The organism is Shewanella sp. DAU305 (assembly GCF_026802235.1).
Lineage (GTDB): Bacteria > Pseudomonadota > Gammaproteobacteria > Enterobacterales > Shewanellaceae > Shewanella > Shewanella baltica.
Window position 1 is genome coordinate 2,463,619 of the sequence record NZ_CP113808.1, and the last position, 22,889, is coordinate 2,486,507.

A 22,889-nucleotide genomic window follows, 5' to 3' on the forward strand; every position below is an offset into this window, starting at 1 on the left:
ATAGAATTAATGAAGTTACAGTTGGATAAAGCCCTTTCCTTGGTTGCCTTAGGTGTCCTTGGTGTATTAAACAGTGCCCATGCTGCACCTGTCTATGAAATCGTTAATATCGATAGTTATGATCTGCAAGGTACGCTTGAAGGTACTCGTAGTGGTTATGCCTTAGGTGTGAATGCCAATGATGAGTTAGTCGGTATTTCAAAAGGTAAGAAAAAGCTCAGCAGTTCAGATGTCGAAGGTGGCGTCATTGATGTTGCTGATGGTATCGCACCGGAAGAAACCATTACGTATTCGATAGAAAAAGCCATCATTGCCAATAACTTTGCCTTTGTTGCCGCGCAAAATGGTGCCGCGGGAGCCTGGTTACCGACATTCGACAGCATTAATGGTACTACACCCCCAAGTGATACTGCTGTGATTAACTCTGTTGATACCTTTTATTACGGTATTAACGATGCAGGTATCAAAGTGGGTAGCATGACTGCGCCTGAAAAGAAAACAGAGAATACAGCAACTACTGATGTCGCTGATGATTATTGGTATTACCGCGACTATGAATATCGCGGTGTGGCCAAGTCCGGTGACACAGAGATCCCGCTCCCCCCTCCTTATACGCAATATGTTAAAGATGATAAAACGGTTGAGTTGGGCGGATGGTCTGCTGCAACCTCCATTAATAACAATAACTTAGCTGCAGGTTATGCCAGCACAGCTATCAGTAAATATGGTAGTGATAGAGTTAATTATTGTTTAGGTACGGATAATACCTTGCCGTTGGATATTTGTGTGCAACGTGAGCAATACCCAAATAGTACAGGTACACGTAATATTCAGTATCAAACTCGTGCCTATGTATGGCAAATCGATAATGATACGGCTACAGGAACAGAGTTGCCTTTAGGATTAACGCCTGCGACTGACAATACCTTGACCTTTACCGCTCAAGCACTTGGCTTGAATAACAATGGTGTCGTTGTTGGTCGTTCGCATGTTTATCGTAATAACAACACTGATAAGCTGCGTCAAGATGCAGCTTATTGGTCTAAAGATACTGAAGGTAAATACCAATACCACTGGATCCCTATGGGTGATTCGATTTCAAGCTCTATCGCCTATGATATTAACGACAGTGGGATTCTTGTTGGTAGCTATCGCAGCTATATCCAAGGTTACTTACGTGATAAATTTTTCGTCTTTGATACCAATACCCCGGAAGTTGCCTATGTGACCCCGAATGATTTTGCTTCAACGACAACGGATCTTTCGAGTAAGCCAAAAGATATTAACAATAAAGGTCAAGTTGTTGGTTATATTGAGACAACATACGATAAAGAGAAGCCACGTCCTAAAGCGGGTTTCCTATATGAGAAATCAACCGGTGAGTTTAACAATCTTAATAAGTTGTTGACCTGTGAGTCTAAGGGTTATGAAAAAGCCAGTGATGGTAGCTGGGCACGTCATCAAGTCGAAGTTCAAGATGGCTCGGGTAAAATCCTTCAATATAACGCCGATATTTTAGTGGTTGAAGGTTCGAGTATTAATGAAGATGGCACTATTGTAGGGACGGCGTTTATCCGTAAACCTTCTTATCAATTTGATAAAGATGGCAACATAGTGATTGGTGAAAATGGTTTACCTTTATTTGAGTTGAGTGGCAGTGGCGATCCAGTGACTGCCTATATCCCGCGTATGGTCGTGCTTAAACCTGCTAGCAGTGGTGAGGCTTGCACCGTTGAGGATAATACTGATACGGGTAATTTTGAGCGTTCTGGTGCTGCAACCTTAGCTTGGTTATTTGCTTTACCATTAGTGTGGTTCCGTCGTCGAATTCGCTAAGTTTTAAGCTTGAATTCAGACTAAAAAAATCGAGGCTAAATGCCTCGATTTTTTTTCGCTAGGATCTCAATAGTTTAATAAATAGTCAGTATAATAGCCGATTTTTTGATTGATCTTGGCGTCAAAAAGCACTATTTCTATGGGTGAAGCTTTTGCTTCTATTTTATGTAGAACAGAGGACGCTTGCATGAAAAGACAAAAACGAGATCGTTTAGACAGAGCTTTTTCAAAAGGATTCCAAGCTGGTGTGGGTGGGCGCTCTAAGGAGCTCTGTCCTTATGCAAATCTTGATTCGCGATCGCAGTGGTTAGGCGGTTGGCGTGAAGGTGTGGATGGCCGAGTTAATGGGCTATTTAATAAATAATTGAGTTTTAACTCATTAATTAAATAGTCCAGAACAAGCAAAGTAATGCAGCATATTGCCCTCAGATGAGGGCATTTTTATATCTGCAGTACTTATAGCTTCAGTATCTTGGCGTCAGACTGATTAGAATGTAGAGGTATCGCTAAAGACACCGACTTTAAGATCGGTTGCACTGTAGATTTGACGGCCATCCACCTCAAGGATTGCATCTGCAATACCCATCACCAGTTTACGGTGAATGGTACGCTTGATATTGAGTTTGTAAGTGACTTTCTTCGCGCCTGGTAATACTTGGCCGGTAAACTTCACTTCACCTACACCCAGTGCACGTCCTTTACCTTCAGCGCCTTCCCAGCCTAAATAGAAGCCCACGAGTTGCCACATGGCATCTAGGCCTAAACAGCCTGGCATTACGGGATCGGTAATGAAGTGGCAGTCAAAAAACCATAAGTCTGGATTAATATCGAGTTCAGCGACAATTTCACCTTTGCCAAACTCGCCGCCATTATCATTGATAGTGACGATTCTATCCATCATCAGCATGTTATCGACAGGCAGACGAGGTGAGTTTGGACCAAATAATTTCCCATGGCCACAGGCGATGAGTTCTTCTTTATTGAAACTGTTTGCTTTATTCATTGTTTTACTACTCCAGCAATAAGAGCCGCCAAGGTTAGCGAACACGTGTAAGCTAAACAACTCCGATCAGCTAATTAGCGGCGAAAAAATCCCAATTTTGCGAGTAATCTCGTGATTAGGCCGATTTCCTCCTCCCCATTTCCCGCGAGCTTGTCTAATCGTTCCTGCACGAGACCATATAATGAATCATGCGGGAAATCATTATCTTCATCGGCAACACCCGCTGGCATTTGCATTAATAGCTCAACCGCTTGGTCCATATGTTCAATGGCATAGATGTGAAACAGGCCTTTGCCTACAGCTGTAATCACTTTGGGATTGAGATTAAGTTGTAATACGTTTGACTTCGGCATAATAACGCCTTGTTCTCCCGTAAGTCCGCGGCGTTCACACAGATTAAAAAAGCCTTCAATCTTCTCGTTGATGCCGCCAATCGCTTGCACATTACCAAATTGATCCAATGCGCCGGTAATCGCCAGTGATTGAATAATGGGTTGTTCGGCAATCGCTGACATCAAACAGCAGTACTCTGCTAGTGATGCACTATCGCCATCAATTTCTTGATAGGACTGTTCGAAAACGATATTGGCATTCAGGTGTAATGGCGCATCTCGTCCAAAGATACGGTACAAGCAGGCTGAAAGGATCATCATGCCTTTGGCATGTATATTCCCGCCAAGTTCAGATTTTCTTTCAATATCGGCTACTTCACCATCACCGTAGTGAACAGATGCCGTGATACGCGCTGGTTCACCATAGCTATAATCGATAGCATCAATCACAGTTAAGCCATTGATCTGGCCAACCATAGCACCCGAAGTTGGCAGATTTATGAAATTGTCATCGAAGCTTTGGCCCGAATATTCTTCCGAACTGTTATGACGATAGTTGGCTTGGGTTAACGCGTGCTCAATACTGCTTGCATTGATGCTCGGTTTACCACGATAGGCTTTAGCTTGCATCATGAGTTGGGCGAACTCGAGCATAGATAAACTGAGGCGACGCTGATGTTCGGTTAACCGTGCACTATAGCGAAAGAGTGGCGCTAAACTGGATTGTTCAAGGGTGACATCCACACTTTGGGCAACTGCTTGCAGCCATGCGACGTATTGTGACTCTTTATAACGGACCAAGTCGATTTCACTGGCAAGCTCCGCTAATAGGGTAAAGTGACGTTGAAATTGCCAATCTTCAGTTCTGACTTGGCTATAAATCATCCCAGCACCAACCAGGACTATCTTACAGTTCAATGGAATAGGACTTAAGTTATTGCTAATTTGATACTCTTTATGGGTGAGGATTTGCATCACTAAATCCCATAAACCTTCACGTTTCCACAGCGACTCGGCGCAAATAAACACATAATGGCATTGGGCTAGGGCACCAGCTTGATACTGACTCGTTGTCCCTGTTTGCGCCATACGGCCAATTAAATCTGCGCGGCGAATATTGCCACTGAGGTAGCGATAGTGAGTTGTTTTTTCGGCAATACTTCCTTGATTTTCCTGCGGCTTATCGGACTGCCACTGAAATGTTACCACCTTATCAATCGGACGTGTCGCCACTAAATACGCAGGGGACAAAGGTGCAAGGCTATCGATACAGGCTTGGATCATTAACTGGCGGTCAATGCTCGGGAAATCGGCCAGATACAAGTGTTGATCGACAATAGCTTGGTGGAGTTTAAACGCGTCCACAGTGCGCTCTTGCCCTAAGAGCAATGCGCTTAGATTGGCAGCCGTTTCGGAAAGGGTTGGCAGGCTAAATTCAGGTGCGAGTGAAGACGTGGGTATCAAGAGTGAATTCATATAAGCATTTACCGTGAAAAGTTACAGTGATTTTACCATACCAAGACGACAAGTCTCTCACTGTATAGGTGTTTTTACGTCTGTTTGCCCGATTATTCGTTGAAACTAGCGATGTATTTGCCGTAAAAAACATCGTGGTGAACATAAGTTGAGCATTTGGCTCAATAATTAAAAATTGAGGTTTACAAGCTAGCGGTATGCTTATATTATTTTCGGCGTTCGGAGGGGTGGCAGAGTGGTTTAATGCACCGGTCTTGAAAACCGGCGTGGGTTTATAGCCCACCCAGGGTTCAAATCCCTGCTCCTCCGCCATATTTAGTCAAAATTCCGCTAAGCAATTAGCGGCATTTTGCATTTATACAGTTTGAACCCTTGGGTTCCTGATTTTACGAGAAAGGCCATCAGCAATGATGGTCTTTTTTGTTTGTATAATTTGAACCAAGGTTACTCATTCTAAGCTCAGCTCCTCCGTCATATTTAGTCAAACGGCCGCTAAGCAATCAGCGGCTTTTTGCATTTATGCAGTTTGAACCCTTGGGTTCTTGATTTGAGGTGCAGCTCATCCGCGATATTCACGATAAAAGCCATCAGTCATAATGGCTTTCTTGTTTATATAATTTGAACCAAGGTTCCTCATTCTAAGTTCTACTTCTGTGAAGCAGAGAGGGTCTTTTATGTCCGCTCTTCTTGTTTATGGTCTACACTCATCTCAGTGGCCAAGTTTATGGTTTTTATGGTCTTTAAAATTTGCACTAGGATGGTGCGACGTATGATTCTCGATTGTCTTGGATCATACGGCCGAGCAATTCTCCCATCTGGGTGACTTATTTTAAGTAGAGAAAGCTATGTTGTTACCAACACGTATTTCGCAGCGGCTCACTATGGGCAGCATAGTGCTGCTTTTACTGACCGGACTTGCCGTTTTTGGTGTGATGTCACTTAGGGGGCAACCTCGAGTAGTGGCGGCGAGTCAAGAGTTAATCGAGCAAACCGGTAGCAGTATCGTGAGGCAACTCGCGCTCAAGCTTGCAAGCATTGAGGGCATTACCTTAAGTCTTGCACACCTCGCTGAAGTGCTGCCCCACGAGCAAGCTCTTTACCTTAATTCCTTACCCAATCTAATTGATAACAATGGCGATCTCACTATCGCTGGCGGCGGGATCTGGCCTGAGCCGGATAAATTTGTCGCTGGAAGCACCCGCCATAGTTTTTTCTGGGCCCGTGGTAGCGATAATTTACTAGCTTATTCAGATGACTATAATGCGCAATCTGGCCCCAGGTATCACAATGATCCTTGGTATACAGGGGCACGCACCAGTTCTGTATCCCAGTGTTTATGGTCTGAAGCCTATCAGGATACCGTTACGAAAGTGGCTATGGTGACATGCAGTGTGCCATATCGTCTGACGGGGACATTTGCCGGGGTCGCAACAATAGATTTAAAACTTGATGATTTAGCAAAATTTCTAACAGAACATGGCAATGTGACTGACGGCTATGCTTTTGCTTTAGATCAAGCGGGTAATATCTTACATTTTCCTGAAGCGAATAAGTCCGACACTATGCTGCGCTTTACCGATCTCGTCGGGCAGTTACCTTGGCTTGCCCCCGTTGAAGCTGCGCTTAAACAAACCTCAATCAATAATGTTATTTCTGTGAGTTTAGATAAGGATGGAAGACTCAATCAGGCGAGCGAGGTAAGCCTGTTTGTGATGCCTGATACCGGGTGGGTGATTGGTCTCGTGACGCCAAAGACCCGAGTCACAGGGCTTGCCCGTGAGCTGACCTTTGATATTTTGTTGTTTTTATTGCCCTTGCTCGCCATTTTACTTTATTTGGCTTGGTTGTCGGGTAAAAAACTGTTGGCGCAACTTGAGGAAACCACAGATCAAATTGCTTCCCTTGGGAGTGGTAATTTGGGTGCCAATGTCGAACTGCAAATTCAGCGGGATGATGAAATTGGCGCTTTGCGTCGAGCAGTAAATACCTATGCGGGTACACTGAGGGCAATGTTAGATTTGATCACCCAAGAGGCGAAGAAAGTTCAGTTTGAGGCAACGCAATTAAGTGGTCTTAGCCATAGGTTAGCCCAACGTGCTGAACAACAGCGGCTCGAGAGTGCGCAACTCGCCGCGGCGATAACACAAATGTCTTCAAGCGCGATGGAAGTGGCAAATAACACTAATGATTGTGCTGCAACAGCGCAATCTTCTTTAATTGTGGTGCGAGAAGGGCAAACCCGAGTGGCATCCAGCAATGCTTCCATTGAGGCATTAGCGGGGGAAATCGCCAATGCAACCAAGGTGATATCCCAGTTGGCTCAAGATAGCCAGAAAGTGGGCGCCGTATTAGATGTGATCAAGGCGATTTCTGAGCAAACTAATCTATTAGCGTTAAATGCGGCTATAGAAGCAGCAAGGGCGGGGGATCAGGGTCGTGGTTTTGCGGTTGTTGCCGATGAAGTACGAACTCTTGCAGGGCGAACTCAAGATTCCGCCAATGAAATCAGTACCATGATTAACGCTTTGCAATCGGCTTCGCGGCTTGCGGTACAAGCGATGCAAACAGGTGAGTCCCGCACTGTCCACGCAGTTGCTGAGGCTGAGGGAGCGGCCAGTTCTTTATCGAGTACTGTACAAAGTTTCGATGATATTTCGCAGCGAGCTCAGCAAATTGCTTTAGCCGCTCAGCAACAAAGCCAAGTCACTCAGGAGATCAATGAGTTGGCGGTGCGGATTAATAGTATCAGTGAAGATAACTCTCTCGATGCGACCGCGCTCGATGCGTTAAGCCTTGAGATGCAAAAATTATCCGACCGTTTAATCAACATCAATCGAGCTTAATCCTGATAAATGGCGGGTTGTGGGTCACCTTGAAGTGGCGCTTCAACCGACAAGGGATTCCAAGATAGGTTGAATTTCGCGATATTTTTAAGCGGATTGGATGTAGATTGACCATGTAGATTGCTTTTTTAAATTAAGGGTTTACAGCGGAGTAGGAGATAGCTATTATCTCGCTCGTTCGGAGGGGTGGCAGAGTGGTTTAATGCACCGGTCTTGAAAACCGGCGTGGGTTTATAGCCCACCTAGGGTTCAAATCCCTACTCCTCCGCCATATTTAGTCAAAAAAGCCGCTAATCATTAGCGGCTTTTTTGCATTTAGCATTTTGCAGTGTGAACCCTGAGTTCCATATTCGAGGCACAACTCCTGCGCCATATTTCACGGAAAAGGTCATCAGCAATGATGGCCTTTTTTGTTTATGCAGTTGTCACCTTGGGCTTCTCGTCTTAACACTTCATTTTTAACGCTATTCAGTGATCCCTAAATTAGTTACCTATTTGTATTTAAGTTAGTTGTTCTAGAACTCATCAGTATGTCTTTTTGACGTGTGCTGACTGGATTTTACTTGTCGCAGGTAACTATCCGTACTGAGAGTGCTTTGTTTTTGATTAACTTAAATCTGCAGCTTTATTTATAAGGCAGTGTGATTGAGCAAAATATAAAGCTTGATGTGAGTCGTCGTTTATCCATTCGAGTCAGTTGGCAAGTTGATTAAGCCCTTTACTGTTTAACTGCTTTTGACCTAAGTGAATATGAAATAGTCAATTAACACGATTAAGTATAAATTTAAGTTTACAGTGGCAGTAGAGATCGCTATTATCTCGCTCGTTCGGAGGGGTGGCAGAGTGGTTTAATGCACCGGTCTTGAAAACCGGCGTGGGTTTATAGCCCACCTAGGGTTCAAATCCCTACTCCTCCGCCATATTTAGTCAAAAACGCCGCTAATTTATTAGCGGCGTTTTTGCATTTGTGCAGTTTGAACCCTAGGTTCCTGATTCGAGGCACAACTCCTCCGCCATATTTCACGGAAAAGCCATCTGCATCGATGGCTTTTTTGCTTGTCTTGAAGAAATAACAACCGGTTTGCTAAATACTTTACTATCGATTCAACAAGGGTTTTAGGCTGATAATGCTTGGGTTATTGCTTCGTTTTTAAACGCTTTTTATGAGTATGCTATTCTGGAATCCTTTCTTTAAATATCATCTAGTTAACAATGTTGAATTTATGCTTTGCGAAATGGGGTTGTTGGGCTAAATTAGCCTTATGAACTCGTTATCCGTCTGCTGTGTTGCTTTGTTTAACGCGCGGATCGAGCTGTAAATTGTAAAAGGTGGGTTAAGTTGATTTCGATATATTTGGTTGACGATCATGAGCTTGTGAGAACTGGGATCCGCCGCATCTTGGAAGATGAACGTGGGATCAAAGTGGTGGGCGAAGCCCCTGATGGTGAGACTGCGGTGCAGTGGGCTCGCCAAAACGAAGCCGATGTGATCTTAATGGACATGAATATGCCTGGGATGGGCGGACTGGAAGCCACTCGAAAAATTCTACGTTATCAACCCCATGCTAAAATTATTGTGTTGACTGTGCACACGGAAGATCCATTCCCGAGCAAGGTCATGCAGGCTGGCGCTTCGGGTTATTTGACGAAAGGGGCGACGCCGCCGGAAGTATTGCAGGCAATACGTCAGGTGTCTCGCGGCCAGCGTTATTTATCCCCTGAAATTGCCCAACAGATGGCGCTGAGTCAGTTTAATCCCGCCGATGAAAACCCGTTTAAGTCTTTGTCTGAACGTGAGTTACAGATCATGTTGATGATCACCAACGGCGAGAAGGTAAACGATATTTCTGAGCAGCTGAACTTAAGCCCTAAAACCGTTAACAGCTACCGTTACCGCCTATTTGCCAAACTTGGGATCAGTGGTGATGTCGAGCTAACGCGGTTAGCTATTCGCTATAAGATGTTGGATGCTGGCCATTTTTAATTGTAAGTGAATTTCGTTGGTCGATGGCTTGAGTCGAGTGAGTTCGTGGGTTAAATGTTGCTATGTTGTCTGTGTTAAGTCTCCAAAACTGTGGGTGTAAATGATGTCGAATGAATTTAACGCCCAAAGTTTTTTACGTACGGTTTCATCCTCCGCTGGGGTTTATCGCATGTATGACGTCAAGAATGACGTCATTTATGTGGGTAAAGCCAAAGATCTCAAAAAACGGCTTACCTCGTATTTTCGTAAAAACCTCGCTAATGTTAAGACCCAAGCCTTAGTCTCGCATATACACCATATTGATGTGACGCTGACCCACAGCGAAACCGATGCTCTGTTGCTTGAGAATGATTACATCAAGCAATACATGCCCAAATACAATGTGTTATTGCGTGATGACAAATCTTATCCTTACATACTGTTAAGCCAGCACGAACACCCAAGGCTTGCTTATCATCGTGGTCCGCAGCGGGAAAAAGGCCACTATTTTGGCCCTTATCCTAACGGCGGCGCCGTGCGTGAAAGCCTGCATTTAATGCAGAAGCTGTTTCCAATTCGTCAATGTGACGACCTTTACTACAAGTCTCGCTCACGCCCCTGTTTGCAATATCAACTTTCCCGTTGCAGCGCGCCCTGTGTGGGTAAAGTCAGCAACGCCGATTACGACGAGCAAGTGAAACTCGCCAGCCTGTTTTTAAAGGGCAAAGATCAGCAAGTGATCAGCGCCTTGGTTGACAAAATGGAGCTTGCGGCCGAACGACAAGCCTATGAGCAAGCTGCACGATTTCGCGATCAGATCATGGCGCTGCGTAAAGTAGCCGAACAACAGGAAGTATCGAATAATAAAGGCGATATGGATGTCATCGGTGTGCATTATTCGTCGGGCATCGCCTGTTTCCATTTGCTGTTTATCCGCGAGGGTAAAATCTTTGGTAGTCGCAGCTATTATCCTTCCGTGCCCGCCCAAACCGATATGGACGAAGTGCTGCGCTCTTTCATCCTGCAGTTTTATTTAAATGCGGATATTCAACGCACGATCCCAAAGGAAGTGGTGATTAGCCACAACTTTGAAGAATTACATGAACTTGAAGCGGCGGTTTCTGAGGCGCTAGATAAAAAGTTTTCGATTAAGACTAATGTGCGCGCCGACAGGGCAAGCTTCTTGCGGTTAGCGGTGACCAATGCGACGAATGCCGTAGTTACGCGTTTGTCCCATAAAAATACGGTCGAACAGCGATTTGTGTTACTCGAAGAAATCCTAGAATTGAGTACGCCTATTCAACGGATGGAATGTTTTGATATCAGTCATACCATGGGGGAGAGCACGGTTGCCTCCTGTGTGGTGTTCAATCGGGAAGGGCCGCATAAAGGTGAATATCGTCGCTATAATATCGAGGGTATTACACCGGGCGATGATTACGCGGCGATGAAGCAGGCGGTAAGTCGCCGTTTCGATAAGATTGAGACGGGCGGTAAAATCCCTGACATTCTGTTTATCGATGGTGGACTCGGGCAATTGCGTATCGCCCAGAAGATAGTGGATGAAAAGTTTGTCCATTTAGATAAAGCACCGCAGCTCATTGGAGTGGCGAAAGGTGAGGGCCGTAAACCTGGGCTCGAAACCTTGATTTTAGGGGATACAGAAACCAGCTTTTCCCTCGAAGGTGATTCGCCCGCGTTGCACCTTATTCAACATATTCGCGATGAGTCCCATCGATTCGCGATAGCTGGCCATCGTAATCGTCGCCAGAAAACCCGCAATACTTCCACATTGGAATCTATTCCAGGAATTGGCCCTAAACGCCGTAAAGCTTTGTTACAGCATTTAGGTGGGTTGCAAGAAGTGAAAGGGGCAAGTGTGGCGGAATTAGTCAAAGTACCAGGGATCAGCATAGAAATGGCACAAACCATTCATGATGCATTGCGAGGGTGATAAAATTAAGGCAAGATTGGCGCTGCTTTTGACTAACTGGTTTGATCATGCCGTTTAACTTACCTATAGCATTAACTCTTTTCAGGCTTTTTTTACTGCCCATCTTTGTGGTGCTGTTTTATTTACCCTACGACTGGACCCCTTTTGTTGCCGCCTTTACCTTTTGGCTCGCGGCGTTAACGGATGCATTAGATGGTTATGCTGCCCGTAAATTGAAGCAATTAACCCGTTTTGGTGCTTTCCTCGATCCAGTCGCTGACAAGTTGATGGTGATCACAGCCTTAGTGCTGTTAGTCGATCAATACGCCAATATCTGGCTAACGATGCCAGCACTGTTTATGATAGGCCGCGAGATTGTCATTTCAGCGTTGAGAGAATGGATGGCTGAAATTGGTAAACGTGGTACTGTCGCCGTGTCTTGGATTGGTAAATATAAGACTGCCGCGCAAATGGTGGCGATTATTGGCCTGATTTGGCAATACAATCCTTTAATGACCAATGCCGCGTTTGTGCTGTTATATATCGCCGCAGTATTAACTTTTTGGTCAATGATGAGTTACATTTTAGCCGCTTGGAAAGATCTGACTGCTGAATAGTGCAATAAAAAATCAAAGAGATTATTTAGTGTGCAAGCAGTAAGTTATCGATAAAACAGCGGTTGACACTGGGTGGTAAATCGGTAAAATGCCACCCCGTAGACAAGAGACGATGTGAAAACAAAATCTTAACGCTACTGAATATTGAAATGTGATATTAGCTCAGTTTATAAGGTGAAATACGATACCTTGTTTACTTGAGTAAATAGTAAAACAAAATGCGACATTAGCTCAGTTGGTAGAGCGATACCTTGCCAAGGTATAGGTCATCGGTTCGAACCCGATATGTCGCTCCAATATTCTTGAAGTCTGATTCTGGTTAATCCGAGTTAGCAACTATGGCGCGATGGCAGAATGGCTATGCTGCGGATTGCAAATCCGTCGATCTCGGTTCGACTCCGGGTCGCGCCTCCATAGATTAACGTATTAATGACAAGATTCCCGTCCTTAATATAAAGAGTTTGCCCGAGTGGTGGAATCGGTAGACACAAGGGATTTAAAATCCCTCGCTGGTAACAGCGTGCCAGTTCAAGTCTGGCCTCGGGTACCATTATTTTTGATGATAATGGTATAAATAAAATCCTAAGCTTCAATAGGTTTTTATTAAAGATTTTATTGTTGTATTAAGCGTTAGATACATAGAGTTAATAATATTTATGACATGATTCCCGTCATTGATATTCAGAGTTTGCCCGAGTGGTGGAATCGGTAGACACAAGGGATTTAAAATCCCTCGCTGGTAACAGCGTGCCAGTTCAAGTCTGGCCTCGGGTACCAAAAAAGAAAAAGCCTCAACGAAAGTTGAGGCTTTTTTGCATCTGGATTCCCACATTTAGTCAGTATTGTTCGCGAGAGGTTTAAGGCCAAACTTGACTGACACGCTTGGTGTGCCGTTTCCGATATAAGAGATTATCTCAATGTGTTGAACTAATCTCGCTTGCTTTAGTTAGCAGGACTTCTTGCTGCGGGCTAGTCATGGGTCGGAGTGCTGAAAACCATTGCATCACGTAACAGCGGTACGTTTCAAGCTGATAGCATCAGCTTGAAGCAAGCCAGTAGCTATGTTGATGTAACTCTTTGTGCAGAGAAGTCAGAGCGATAAGGCGTGAGATTATTTCGGCTGAAACGCAGGTCGTGAGTTTTTTGCCTTGGTTTAACCTATTTATGCTTGAGATAAACCTAGGAATAGAAAACCTATCAATAAAAATCTATCAATAACATCTATCGATAAAATCCTAGGCATAAAAAAGCGCCAGTAAAGACTGACGCTTTTATTAACCCTACCTTTTTATTAACGCTATAGGGTCGGTTTATGCTCGCTAAGCAAGGGAACTAATTAAGCTCTATTGCCAATCGTCGCTATTCCAGCGGTATAACCAAGTCGCTGCGAGGGGTTTGTCGTCTTTCTTCAACTGTAATCTCAGCTCGGCTACATTGGTACTTTCTGGTTCGAAGCTGACAAATACCCGTGCACCATTGATGTCAGGGTGGGCAACAATCCGAGTAGACAGGATTTTGCCTTTGTTGATGCTGGCATCGATACTAATCTTATCAATATCTTGTGACTTGATATTACTGAAGTCGACGAGTAACTCTTTACCCTTGCTGAGCACTTGCCCCTTCGAACTGCGGACCACTCGTGCCTTAGACGCGATTGAAGGGCTGTCGTTTGATGCCGTCATACGATAGGAATATTTATAGGGTTGATCTTTCTTCAGGCCGCCTTGTGGCTCCCAATAAGTGACTATGTTGTCGTTGGTTTCTGCACTCGATGGGATTTCAATCAACACCAGCTGACCCTTGCCCCAATCATTGAGTGGCTCAATCCACGCTGAAGGGCGAAGTTGATAGTTTGCACTCAGATCTTGATAGTCTTCAAACTTACGATGGCGCTGGATCAGACCAAAACCTTTAATATCTTCATCGGCAAAGGCGCTGACTTGCAGTTTGTTTGGATTGTTTAAGGGGCGCCATAGACGCTCGCCATTACCGCGATCGATTTGCAAGCCGTCTGAGTTGTGTACTTCAGGGCGGTAATCGGGTTTATCCGAGTTATCTAATCCACCAAACAGGAACATAGAGGTCAGCGGCGCAAGGCCAACATGTTGAATATCTTTGCGTGGGAACAGGGTTACATCCACTTCGACACGTGATGGTGCGCCAGGGTAAATACCAAAACGATAGGCACCCGTGACACTTTGGCTGTCGAGCAGGGCATGTACCACAATTGCCGTTTGGTATTTGGATGGTCGTTCAACCCAAAAACGCTTAAACAATGGGTATTCTTCGCCTTTAGGTTGGGCGACATCTATCGCTAAACCGCGATTCGACAGGCCATAGGTTTGCCCTTTAGACAGCACGCGAAAATAGCTTGCGCCTTGAAACATGATGAATTCATCTTTTACTTCATCGTCATTGATGGGGTAATGCAAACGCACGCCAGCATATTGACCCAATTGGGTGATGAGTTTTTCGATGGCGTCACTGGGTACATCGAAAGAGGCCTCAGTGAGTTCAATCGGTATCGCTTTGCTGTTTTCGACCACATCGATGTCGACGAGGTTTTTATAGAGAAAACCCGGAGCAAAAAGCTGTACCGAAAATTTAGTGGGTGTACCGCCCCAAATCGCGGCATTTTCTTGATAATTGATTTTGCCATAGGTGGCAAAATCAAGATCGATCAGTTCTTGAGGCGCTTTCTTGGCTTCTTTAAATGGTTTTTGCGACAGTTGTTGCGCGAGTTCGACTACAGTATCGTGGGTAAAATTTTTAGATTTTTTTTCTGGGACAGGCGCAGGTGCTGCGGTTGTCTCTGCCGCTGCGGCATTGACGTTATTCATGCCGACGACGTAGACGATGGCGGTCAAGATGAAAAAAGGTAGTTTTTTGAGTAATGCCGGATAACCGGTAGGGTAATTCATCGTATGATTCATTCGCAAAATGGAAACTCCTTACTAAAATGACGCTGATTCATAGGCACAATATATGCTTCAGTCTATCTAATCCCTAAATATTAATAACTTGTCTGCTACAAAATCCTCTGTTGTGGGATCTGACTCGCTGAGGTGAGCGGTAATTTTACCTGTGTAGCTGGATATTTGTAACATAAATTATGATTAGTGCTATTTAGGTGCTGCTCTGAATACTTTGCTGTGTTGTTTAGTTATCAATAACTGCAATGGCTAATGTGCTCGGCGGTAGTAATAGTCAGCGGTAGTAACACGTAGTAATCGCTCAGTGGTAATAAATAGCTCAGTAGTAATAAAGACGCACTTGGCTAAGTTAATTTAGCACTGATTCAATTGAGTGGCGTTGCAACATAGACGTAGCGCCGTAAACGCCAGGATATTCAGAAAACAGATAAGCGTATTAGAGCTCAAGCTATAGGAAGTAATAACTGAGGCTCACCGTTTTTCCTGTGAGCCTATTTAGATGCGCTATGCGGTTGCTAGCTTGTTGAGTAAGTTAGGCCTTGAGTAAGTGCGACAGATCGCTGCCCACAGGGATAGGGATTTCTTGCTGTTCTCCGCAGAACAAATATGCTGGTTGGCCACCTAAGAGTGAGAGTTTGTCTCCCTGACGCCACAGGGCTGAGCCTTCAACGATGCCGACCACTGGGGTTAATGGGTCGACTTTAGTGAACTCTAATAACCGCTGGGCACGGGTTTCACCATTGTGGCCCGGTGCTTGGTAATTGGAATAATGCGGATTTAGCTGGAACGGCACTAAGTTTAATGCATTGAACGACGGCGGCTCGATGATGGGCATATCGTTCGTGGTGCGAATGCTCAGTCCCGATACGTTAGAACCCGCACTCCAGCCGATATAGGGTTTGCCAAGGGCGACTTGTTCACCAATCAGCGTAACCAGATCATAGCGATATAGTTGGTGCAACAAATGAAAAGTGTTGCCGCCGCCGATTAAAATCCCATCGGCATCTTTTATCGCTTGCTGAGGATCGGGATGCTGATGAATGCCACTGATATCGAGTTCAAGCTCACTTAATCCTGTCACTACAGACGCTAAATAAGTGTCATAACTCATGCTGACGCCAGCATAGGGGATAAAAATCCATTTTTGTGCGTTGGTGGTAAGCGGTTTAATAAAGGGGATCGCGTGGGCAAGATAAGGTGTATCACCGACACGAGAGCTGCTCAGTAGTAGGGCATTGATTGTCATTTTGTATCCTGAAATCTCGGAGTGTGCAGGCATGTTAACAAAGATTAATCCCGATAAACATAGAGAAATAAAGCAGAATTGCGCTGTAGCGCCGATAGCCGCTAGATTTAAGTTTCGATTAATATAGTGACCCTAGACTCTCGAACCATGAAAGACAGTGCCTTTATACGAGAAAGATAACCTAATTTAAAAACTCTTTTCTTTTACCACTTGAATTTCGATGATTTGGACATATTATGTCTTTGAACAAAGTTAAATGGCACATTCTTGCCCTAAAGGAGCTGAAATGAAGCGTATATTTTTATTGATTGCGACTAACCTAGCTGTGTTGCTAGTAGCCTCAATTGTAATGTCTATTCTAGGCGTGAACACGTCTACTATGGGTGGACTGCTGGTGTTCGCTGCCATTTTTGGATTCGGTGGGGCCTTTATCAGCTTAGCCATTTCAAAATGGATGGCGAAAAAGACCATGGGTTGTGAAGTGATCACCACCCCACGTGACAGTACCGAACGTTGGTTAGTAGAGACGGTTGCCCGTCAAGCTAAGCAAGCGGGGATTAAAATGCCAGAAGTGGCGATTTATCAATCATCCGACATGAACGCGTTCGCTACAGGCCCAAGCAAAGACAATTCATTAGTGGCTGTGAGTACGGGTCTGTTATATGGCATGAGCCAAGATGAAATCGAAGGAGTATTGGCCCACGAAGTGAGCCACGTTGCTAACGGTGACATGGTGACCTTGACACTGATCCAAGGTGTGGTTAACACCTTCGTTATCTTCGCGGCCCGTGTAGTTGCAGGCATTATCAACAACTTTGTGTCGAGCAATGATGAAGAAGGCGAAGGTTTAGGCATGTTTGCTTACATGGCCGTGGTTTTCGTGTTGGATATGCTATTCGGTATCTTGGCTTCAATCATCGTCGCTTACTTCTCACGTATTCGTGAGTACAAAGCCGATGAAGGCGCGGCCCGTTTAGCGGGTAAAGGCAAGATGATTGCTGCGCTTGAGCGTTTACGCCAAGGTCCAGAAAGCACGGCAATGCCTGCACAAATGTCTGCCTTTGGTATTAACGGCAAACGTTCAATGGCGGAAATGATGATGAGTCATCCTCCATTAGAAAAACGTATTGCAGCGTTAAGAGCAAGCTAATAAAGAGAGAGTTAGGTTTAAGTTTTAAGCCTCACTTGAGATTAGATCTATGACTCTCAATATCGGGCTCAAACTTTGGTTTGAGCCCGATTTTTTTATGCCTGCCATTTAACTCACATTTGATGAAGCAAAAAGGCGCCGCTATGAGAATCATCACTCCGCGTTAAACACCATCGCGGGTAAATCGCTGAAGATTCATGCGGGTTGTGCGTTCATTATTGCTGCAACAAATCATACCTGCAGTAAATTGTGTTGCGCGGTTGCTGCAAGGGCGCGATAGACCAGTGTCGTTTGCTTCGCCTTGATATTCCAATGCTGCCAAAACAGTGGCACGCGCATGCGCCGCTCTGGCGTGAGCTCAATCAGTATCCCTCGATCGATTAATGGCTTAGCTTGCAGATGACCGACGAGTCCATAACCTAAGCTTAAGTTAATCGCTTCTAAAAAACTTTCTGAAGAGGGGATTGTATGTTGCCACCATTGCCCTGGCGTCATATTGAAATATTGGGCGAGAAACTTCTCGTGCAGCTTATCTTTGGTGGAGAACACCACTGCTGGCGCCTTCGCTAACTGAGCTTGGCTAATGCCGTTAAACAGCTGAGTGTTGCTAAGTGACTGAGTGTCGCTCGGCTCACCAAAATAGCGCGCGGCAAATTCGGGCGTGGCGACACACAGGTATTCCATGGTGCCTAAAAACTCACTGCTACAACCCGCCATCGGCACTTCGGTTGTGGTGACGCAGCCGACCGCTTCACCGTTTTTCAATAGATGATGGGTGTAAGACTCGTCATCGACAATCAATTCCAATAACCAAGCGTGGCGACTAAACATGCCTGCCAGCGCCGGTAAAAACCAAGTGGCTAAACTGTCGGCATTCACAGCGATGCGCACAGTGGTTGGATGGTTGGGATCGTCGGCGTCCATCTCGGCTCTTAATTCACTCTCAAGTAATTGCACCTGTGAATAGTGGCGCAGCAGGCGTTTGCCTGTGGGGGTGGCGACCACGGGATTGGAGCGAATAAGTAATGACTGACCGACTTTTTCCTCAAGCTGCCGAATGCGTTGTGATACCGCCGACTGGGTGATGTGCAGCACTTTGGCGGCGCGATCGAAACCGCCTTCCGAGACGACAACGGCGAGGGCTTTGAGATTGGCGTATTCCAGCATAATCATCCTTAATCGATCTGTGTTTGATGGTTATTAATTTTACTTATGATACATAAAAAACATTAGTTATATTAATTTTGTTGTTTTGACTATGCTAGCGCCTTCTTCGAACATGAGAGGTGGTTATGCAAGCGGCATTTATACAAGGTATGGGAATTGGTGGCAGTTTGATTATTGCTGTGGGCGCGCAAAATGCCTTTGTGCTCAAGCAAGGCATTAAGCGCTCGTACACGTTACCGATTGCCTTGCTCTGCTCTATGATTGATGCGCTGATGATCACTGCGGGTGTGGCGGGGCTGGGGCACATTATTGAATCTTTCCCGACGATTAAGCATGTGGCGAGTTTCGGTGGCGCCGCGTTTCTGCTTTGGTACGGTGCAAATGCGCTTAAGGCATCGTTTGTGGCCAAGGGCATTGAGATGGAGCAGGCTGATAATGCCGATACCTTCAAAAAGGCCGTGTTGACCACGCTTGGGATCAGTCTGCTTAATCCGCATTTGTACCTCGACACTGTGGTTTTACTCGGCAGTATCAGCACTCAATTTGATGATTTACATCGACCTTGGTTTGGCGCAGGCGCCGTGTTGGCATCGTTTATTTGGTTCTTCGGCTTAAGTTTTGGTGCGCGTTTGCTGGCGCCTATTTTTACTCGCCCAGCGGCATGGCGTTACCTTGACCGTTTTATATGGCTAACCATGTGGAGTATTGCCGCCGCGATTATTTGGCCCTATGTAGCAGGATAAATCGGCGCTGAGATGCCATGACATGTGGGCATGGCTGAATGCATTTGCGGAATTTTTGCTCGGTTAGACAGTATTTTGTGATATGAAAGTGAAAACTTTTCATGAAAAAGGTCCTGATTTCAGGACCTTTTCGTTATCGATTGCCGATTATTTATTCAGTCTACCGACATCAACTGACGACGTTTACACTTTGCTGCCGATTAAAGCAGCAGCTTGACGTGTCTTATTCGTCGTCATATCAGCCATTAACCCGCGATTTGCGCGAGTACGACTTCATGGTGATCTTTGGTTTTAAACTTATCGAACACGTGGGCAATAGTGCCATCGGTATTGATAAGGAAGCTTAATCTGTGGATGCCATCATAGGTTTTACCCATGAATTTTTTCTCACCCCAGACCCCAAAAGCATCGGCGACACTGTGGTCTTCATCGCTCAATAAGGTAAAGTTGAGCGCTTGTTTTTCAGCAAATTTGGCCAGCTTAGCCACAGGATCTGGGCTGATGCCAAATACCGTCACATTATGGCTATCGAGCGCGGCTTTGCTGTCACGTAGGCCGCAGGCTTGCACTGTACAACCCGGAGTCGCTGCTTTAGGGTAAAAGTACACTAAAACAGGACCTTGCTTGAGGCTGTCGGCCAGTGAAACTGACGTGCCATGTTGATCCTGCAGGGTAAATTGAGGCGCTTTTGCCCCAGCCGTTAAGGTATTCATCTATTATCCTCTGTCCTCTAAAATGGCTGTGCCTTCCATACGACGAATAGTGCAATCTAAGGTCATATCTTGGGCGAGTTGATAGATACTCTGTTCGAGCTTTTCTAGTTCAACTTTTTCAGGAATATTAATGGTCAGCGACACGTTTTGCGTCTGCTCACTGTCAGGTAATTCTTCGGAGAAAGAGCGCACTGCAGCCAGATCTAATGACCTGTCGGCAAGGAACTGGGTAATGCGTTTTATCGTGCCGCGCTGGTCTTTACCCGTGAAGCGAACTTCAAGGCGAGAAAGGTAATTTTGTGGTGTGTGTTTAGAGGTACGTTTCATCACTGTCATCAGTTCTAACTCGACACAGAGACTGGGGAGCATGCTTTCAATTTTCGTTATTGATGCCCACGAGCCTGACAACATCATGATAAGGGTAAATTCGTTACCAAATAATGCCATACGGCTGTCGACGATATCGCAGTCACAGTCACTGGCAAGACGAGCTAGTTTACTTACGAGTCCAGGACGGTCGAGACCCATCGCTGTTACGACCAGGAAATTGGTCATGAATTTTCCTCACTTTTTCGATATCATAGAGCGAAAACTCAGGGTTGAAGCTGAGTTTTTGTGCGGGATGTAATGCTACCATAACTAATTCAATTTGAGAGCCCCGTTAATGCTTGTCATTAGTGGTTGGCATCAGTACCATAGCGAATCCTGAAATCTTGGGGAAAGTCAGATGATAAACGGAAGCATCGTAGCCTTAATCACGCCAATGAACAGTGATGGCTCAGTAGATTTTGCAAGTCTTGAAAGGTTAGTCGAATTCCATATTGACCAAGGCACAGATGCCATTGTGGCCGTTGGTACTACTGGCGAGTCAGCGACTCTGCCTATGTCTGAGCATGTAACGGTCGTTTCACAAACCGTTAAATTTGCTGCGGGCCGCGTTCCTGTCATTGGTGGCAATGGTGCCAATGCCACATCTGAAGCCGTTGAGCTCACCAAGTCCTTATCTAAGGTGGGTGTTGCCGCTATGCTTGGCGTAACGCCATATTATAATAAGCCAACTCCTAAGGGATTGATTGCGCATTATAAAGCAGTTGCTGCCAGCACAGATATTCCACAAATTCTTTATAATGTCCCTGGCCGTACTGCCGTTGATATGTTGCCAGAAACCGTTGCCGAGTTAGTCAGCGTTAGCAACATTATTGGCGTGAAAGAAGCGACCGGTGACTTATCCCGTGTAAAACGTCTGCGCGAACTGTGCGGCGACGATTTCCTTTTGTATAGCGGCGATGATGCCACTGCCAGAGAGTTCTTACTCTTAGGCGGCAATGGTGTAATTTCAGTGGCGAACAACATAGTGCCACAAGCCTTTAAAGCTATGTGTGATGCGGCGCTTGCCGGCAATGCTGAGCTTGCGCTGAGCATAGACACACCGCTGCGCGGTTTATACAGCACACTCTTTTGTGAAGCCAATCCTATCCCAGTTAAATGGGCTGCCCATCACATGGGTTTGATTGAATGTGGCCATATTCGTTTACCTTTGACTGAACTTTCTGAGCAATGTCATGGTCTGTTGATAGAAGCAATGACTCGTGCCCAGATAGAGGTTAAATAATTAATGTTAAAGAAAGTCACCCCACTGATCTTAGTTGCTGCCGTTGCAGCCTGTAGTTCGCCACTCGATCGCCGTCAAGCGAATGGTACTGAAGACTATGTTCAGGCTGAGCAAGCGCCTTTGCTTAAAATCCCTGCTGGATTAAAAACACCGCCCTACAATAAAGAATTTGATGTGCCAGCATTGGGCCCTAAAGCCAATGCTACAGTCTACGGTAAAAATTTGGATATCCGTCCGCCACTGCAAGTACTGCCTATGGCTGAAGGTACTCACGTGGAAGAGGGCAGCGACAACATTAAAATCGTGGTCGAATCTATCGACAATACAGTGGACTTGAAACAAGAAATCTTTAGCAACTTAGATGGTTTCTTGGCCCAAAAAGGTATCGCTGTTCGTAGCCGTGATTTTGATAAAGGCAACATAGAAACCGATTGGATCGAAAGTCGCGAAGTAATCGAATCAAACATGTGGGGTTCAGATAAAGTTTATCTGCTGCGCCAACGCTACCGTTTCGATGTGGAAACACGTCCACATGGCCGCACTGCCAATATCGTTATTCACTTAGTTGAACACGAAGAGTTTTACGACGATAAAGCACAAAACGTGTTACTAAGCGGCGAAGATAAGCAAAGATACACGATTGATATGCTGAACAGTGCCATCGCCTACATCAGTGTTAAACGTGACCAATCTATTCAAGCTAATCGTTTGAAGCAAACCTTAGGTATCAATGTCGATTTAGTTACACCAGAAGAAGGCAAAGCCTACTGGTCTGCTAAAGCCCCTTACAAACAAGTGTGGGATCGTCTGCGTATCGTGCTGCCAGAAATGGGCTTCGAAATTGCCGATATGGATAGCGCGAAAGGATTGTACTTTATCAAGTTTGACGATAACTCAGGTTTCTGGAGTTCATTGTGGGGCGAAGATAAGTTGGCGCTAAAAGAAGGCAGCTACCGTTTACTGCTTGAAGATGGCGATACGCCTGAAGACACTAAGATCTTCCTCCGCGATGCTGAAGATCAGCCATTGAGCGATGAAGTCGTTACCAATGTGTATCAGTCACTGTCAAACCTGATGAAAGAAGAACGCAAACTGCGTTAATTTCAACGGTTGATGAGAGAAGGGCGAATTATCGCCCTTTTTTATTGGCTGCGATTTAGCGCAATGGATCAGGTTTTGATGATTATCTAAGCAAACGGTGTTTTAGGATTTAATTGTCTACATATCAATATTTTTTAAATGGTTTTAGCAATAAGTTCCGCTGGATTTATCATTTTTAGAGATAATCACTAACCACCCTCGTTATCGTACTGCATTCTGGC

At 45.2% G+C, this 22,889-nt stretch carries 17 protein-coding genes and 7 tRNA genes; 17 read left to right on the forward strand and 7 right to left on the reverse strand.

The window, feature by feature from the left end; all coding sequences use genetic code 11:
• Positions 1-9: 9 nt before the first annotated feature.
• Together OX890_RS10505 and rmf are read left to right on the forward strand one after the other, a co-directional pair.
• Positions 10-1,836 (forward strand): DUF3466 family protein, encoded by a 1,827-nt coding sequence (locus tag OX890_RS10505; protein WP_268650576.1) that lies wholly within the window; start codon positions 10-12, stop codon positions 1,834-1,836.
• Positions 1,837-2,023: 187 nt separating this feature from the next.
• Entirely contained in the window at positions 2,024-2,200 is a 177-nt protein-coding gene (rmf, locus tag OX890_RS10510; protein WP_006082074.1) for a ribosome modulation factor, read from the forward strand.
• 123 nt (positions 2,201-2,323) lie between these two features.
• Here the strand turns inward: rmf and fabA are convergent, their stop codons facing one another.
• Positions 2,324-2,839 carry a bifunctional 3-hydroxydecanoyl-ACP dehydratase/trans-2-decenoyl-ACP isomerase gene (fabA, locus tag OX890_RS10515; protein ID WP_006082073.1) on the reverse strand — a complete coding sequence of 172 codons (516 nt, stop codon included), beginning with the start codon at positions 2,837-2,839 and terminating at the stop codon, positions 2,324-2,326.
• Positions 2,840-2,913: 74 nt separating this feature from the next.
• Positions 2,914-4,647 carry an AAA family ATPase gene (locus OX890_RS10520; RefSeq protein ID WP_126491737.1) on the reverse strand — a complete coding sequence of 578 codons (1,734 nt, stop codon included), beginning with the start codon at positions 4,645-4,647 and terminating at the stop codon, positions 2,914-2,916.
• A 221-nt stretch (positions 4,648-4,868) separates the two neighbouring features.
• Here OX890_RS10520 and OX890_RS10525 point away from each other — a divergent pair.
• From OX890_RS10525 to OX890_RS10575, 11 genes are all read left to right on the forward strand, one after another.
• Positions 4,869-4,959 (forward strand) — tRNA-Ser (locus OX890_RS10525).
• Positions 4,960-5,492: 533 nt separating this feature from the next.
• On the forward strand, positions 5,493-7,490 hold the full coding sequence (locus OX890_RS10530) for a methyl-accepting chemotaxis protein (RefSeq protein ID WP_126491738.1): 1,998 nt from the start codon (positions 5,493-5,495) through the stop codon (positions 7,488-7,490).
• 180 nt (positions 7,491-7,670) lie between these two features.
• Positions 7,671-7,761: transfer RNA gene (locus tag OX890_RS10535), tRNA-Ser, on the forward strand.
• Positions 7,762-8,319: 558 nt separating this feature from the next.
• Positions 8,320-8,410: transfer RNA gene (locus OX890_RS10540), tRNA-Ser, on the forward strand.
• 419 nt (positions 8,411-8,829) lie between these two features.
• Positions 8,830-9,474 (forward strand): UvrY/SirA/GacA family response regulator transcription factor, encoded by a 645-nt coding sequence (uvrY, locus tag OX890_RS10545; protein WP_006082070.1) that lies wholly within the window; start codon positions 8,830-8,832, stop codon positions 9,472-9,474.
• A gap of 103 nt (positions 9,475-9,577) precedes the next feature.
• Positions 9,578-11,407, forward strand: coding sequence for an excinuclease ABC subunit UvrC (gene uvrC / locus OX890_RS10550; protein WP_268650608.1), 1,830 nt, complete (start codon positions 9,578-9,580; stop codon positions 11,405-11,407).
• 47 nt (positions 11,408-11,454) lie between these two features.
• On the forward strand, positions 11,455-12,003 hold the full coding sequence (gene pgsA / locus OX890_RS10555; RefSeq protein ID WP_006082068.1) for a CDP-diacylglycerol--glycerol-3-phosphate 3-phosphatidyltransferase: 549 nt from the start codon (positions 11,455-11,457) through the stop codon (positions 12,001-12,003).
• Positions 12,004-12,223: 220 nt separating this feature from the next.
• Positions 12,224-12,299, forward strand: a tRNA-Gly gene (locus tag OX890_RS10560).
• Positions 12,300-12,343: 44 nt separating this feature from the next.
• Positions 12,344-12,417: transfer RNA gene (locus tag OX890_RS10565), tRNA-Cys, on the forward strand.
• Between the two features lie 49 nt (positions 12,418-12,466).
• A tRNA-Leu gene (locus tag OX890_RS10570) sits at positions 12,467-12,553 on the forward strand.
• A 140-nt stretch (positions 12,554-12,693) separates the two neighbouring features.
• A tRNA-Leu gene (locus OX890_RS10575) sits at positions 12,694-12,780 on the forward strand.
• A 566-nt stretch (positions 12,781-13,346) separates the two neighbouring features.
• Here OX890_RS10575 and OX890_RS10580 read toward each other — a convergent pair.
• A complete protein-coding gene (locus OX890_RS10580) occupies positions 13,347-14,936 on the reverse strand; it encodes a glucan biosynthesis protein G (protein ID WP_268650578.1) in 1,590 nt (529 codons plus the stop codon).
• 532 nt (positions 14,937-15,468) lie between these two features.
• Entirely contained in the window at positions 15,469-16,182 is a 714-nt protein-coding gene (pepE, locus tag OX890_RS10585) for a dipeptidase PepE (protein ID WP_268650580.1), read from the reverse strand.
• 286 nt (positions 16,183-16,468) lie between these two features.
• On the opposite strand from pepE, the gene htpX reads away from it, so the two are divergent.
• Positions 16,469-17,332 carry a protease HtpX gene (htpX, locus tag OX890_RS10590; protein ID WP_012089480.1) on the forward strand — a complete coding sequence of 288 codons (864 nt, stop codon included), beginning with the start codon at positions 16,469-16,471 and terminating at the stop codon, positions 17,330-17,332.
• Positions 17,333-17,563: 231 nt separating this feature from the next.
• Here htpX and OX890_RS10595 read toward each other — a convergent pair whose 3' ends face one another.
• Positions 17,564-18,499 (reverse strand): LysR family transcriptional regulator ArgP, encoded by a 936-nt coding sequence (locus tag OX890_RS10595; RefSeq protein WP_107404355.1) that lies wholly within the window; start codon positions 18,497-18,499, stop codon positions 17,564-17,566.
• A 125-nt stretch (positions 18,500-18,624) separates the two neighbouring features.
• Here OX890_RS10595 and OX890_RS10600 point away from each other — a divergent pair, with 125 nt between their 5' ends.
• Positions 18,625-19,242 carry a LysE/ArgO family amino acid transporter gene (locus OX890_RS10600; RefSeq protein ID WP_006082063.1) on the forward strand — a complete coding sequence of 206 codons (618 nt, stop codon included), beginning with the start codon at positions 18,625-18,627 and terminating at the stop codon, positions 19,240-19,242.
• A gap of 245 nt (positions 19,243-19,487) precedes the next feature.
• Here OX890_RS10600 and bcp read toward each other — a convergent pair whose 3' ends face one another.
• Positions 19,488-19,955 (reverse strand): thioredoxin-dependent thiol peroxidase, encoded by a 468-nt coding sequence (bcp, locus tag OX890_RS10605; RefSeq protein ID WP_006086208.1) that lies wholly within the window; start codon positions 19,953-19,955, stop codon positions 19,488-19,490.
• 3 nt (positions 19,956-19,958) lie between these two features.
• On the reverse strand, positions 19,959-20,510 hold the full coding sequence (locus tag OX890_RS10610; protein ID WP_006082061.1) for a glycine cleavage system protein R: 552 nt from the start codon (positions 20,508-20,510) through the stop codon (positions 19,959-19,961).
• A 172-nt stretch (positions 20,511-20,682) separates the two neighbouring features.
• Here OX890_RS10610 and dapA point away from each other — a divergent pair, with 172 nt between their 5' ends.
• Positions 20,683-21,567 carry a 4-hydroxy-tetrahydrodipicolinate synthase gene (dapA, locus tag OX890_RS10615; RefSeq protein WP_126491742.1) on the forward strand — a complete coding sequence of 295 codons (885 nt, stop codon included), beginning with the start codon at positions 20,683-20,685 and terminating at the stop codon, positions 21,565-21,567.
• Positions 21,568-21,570: 3 nt separating this feature from the next.
• A complete protein-coding gene (gene bamC / locus OX890_RS10620; RefSeq protein ID WP_006082059.1) occupies positions 21,571-22,668 on the forward strand; it encodes an outer membrane protein assembly factor BamC in 1,098 nt (365 codons plus the stop codon).
• The last annotated feature ends 221 nt before the right edge of the window (positions 22,669-22,889 follow it).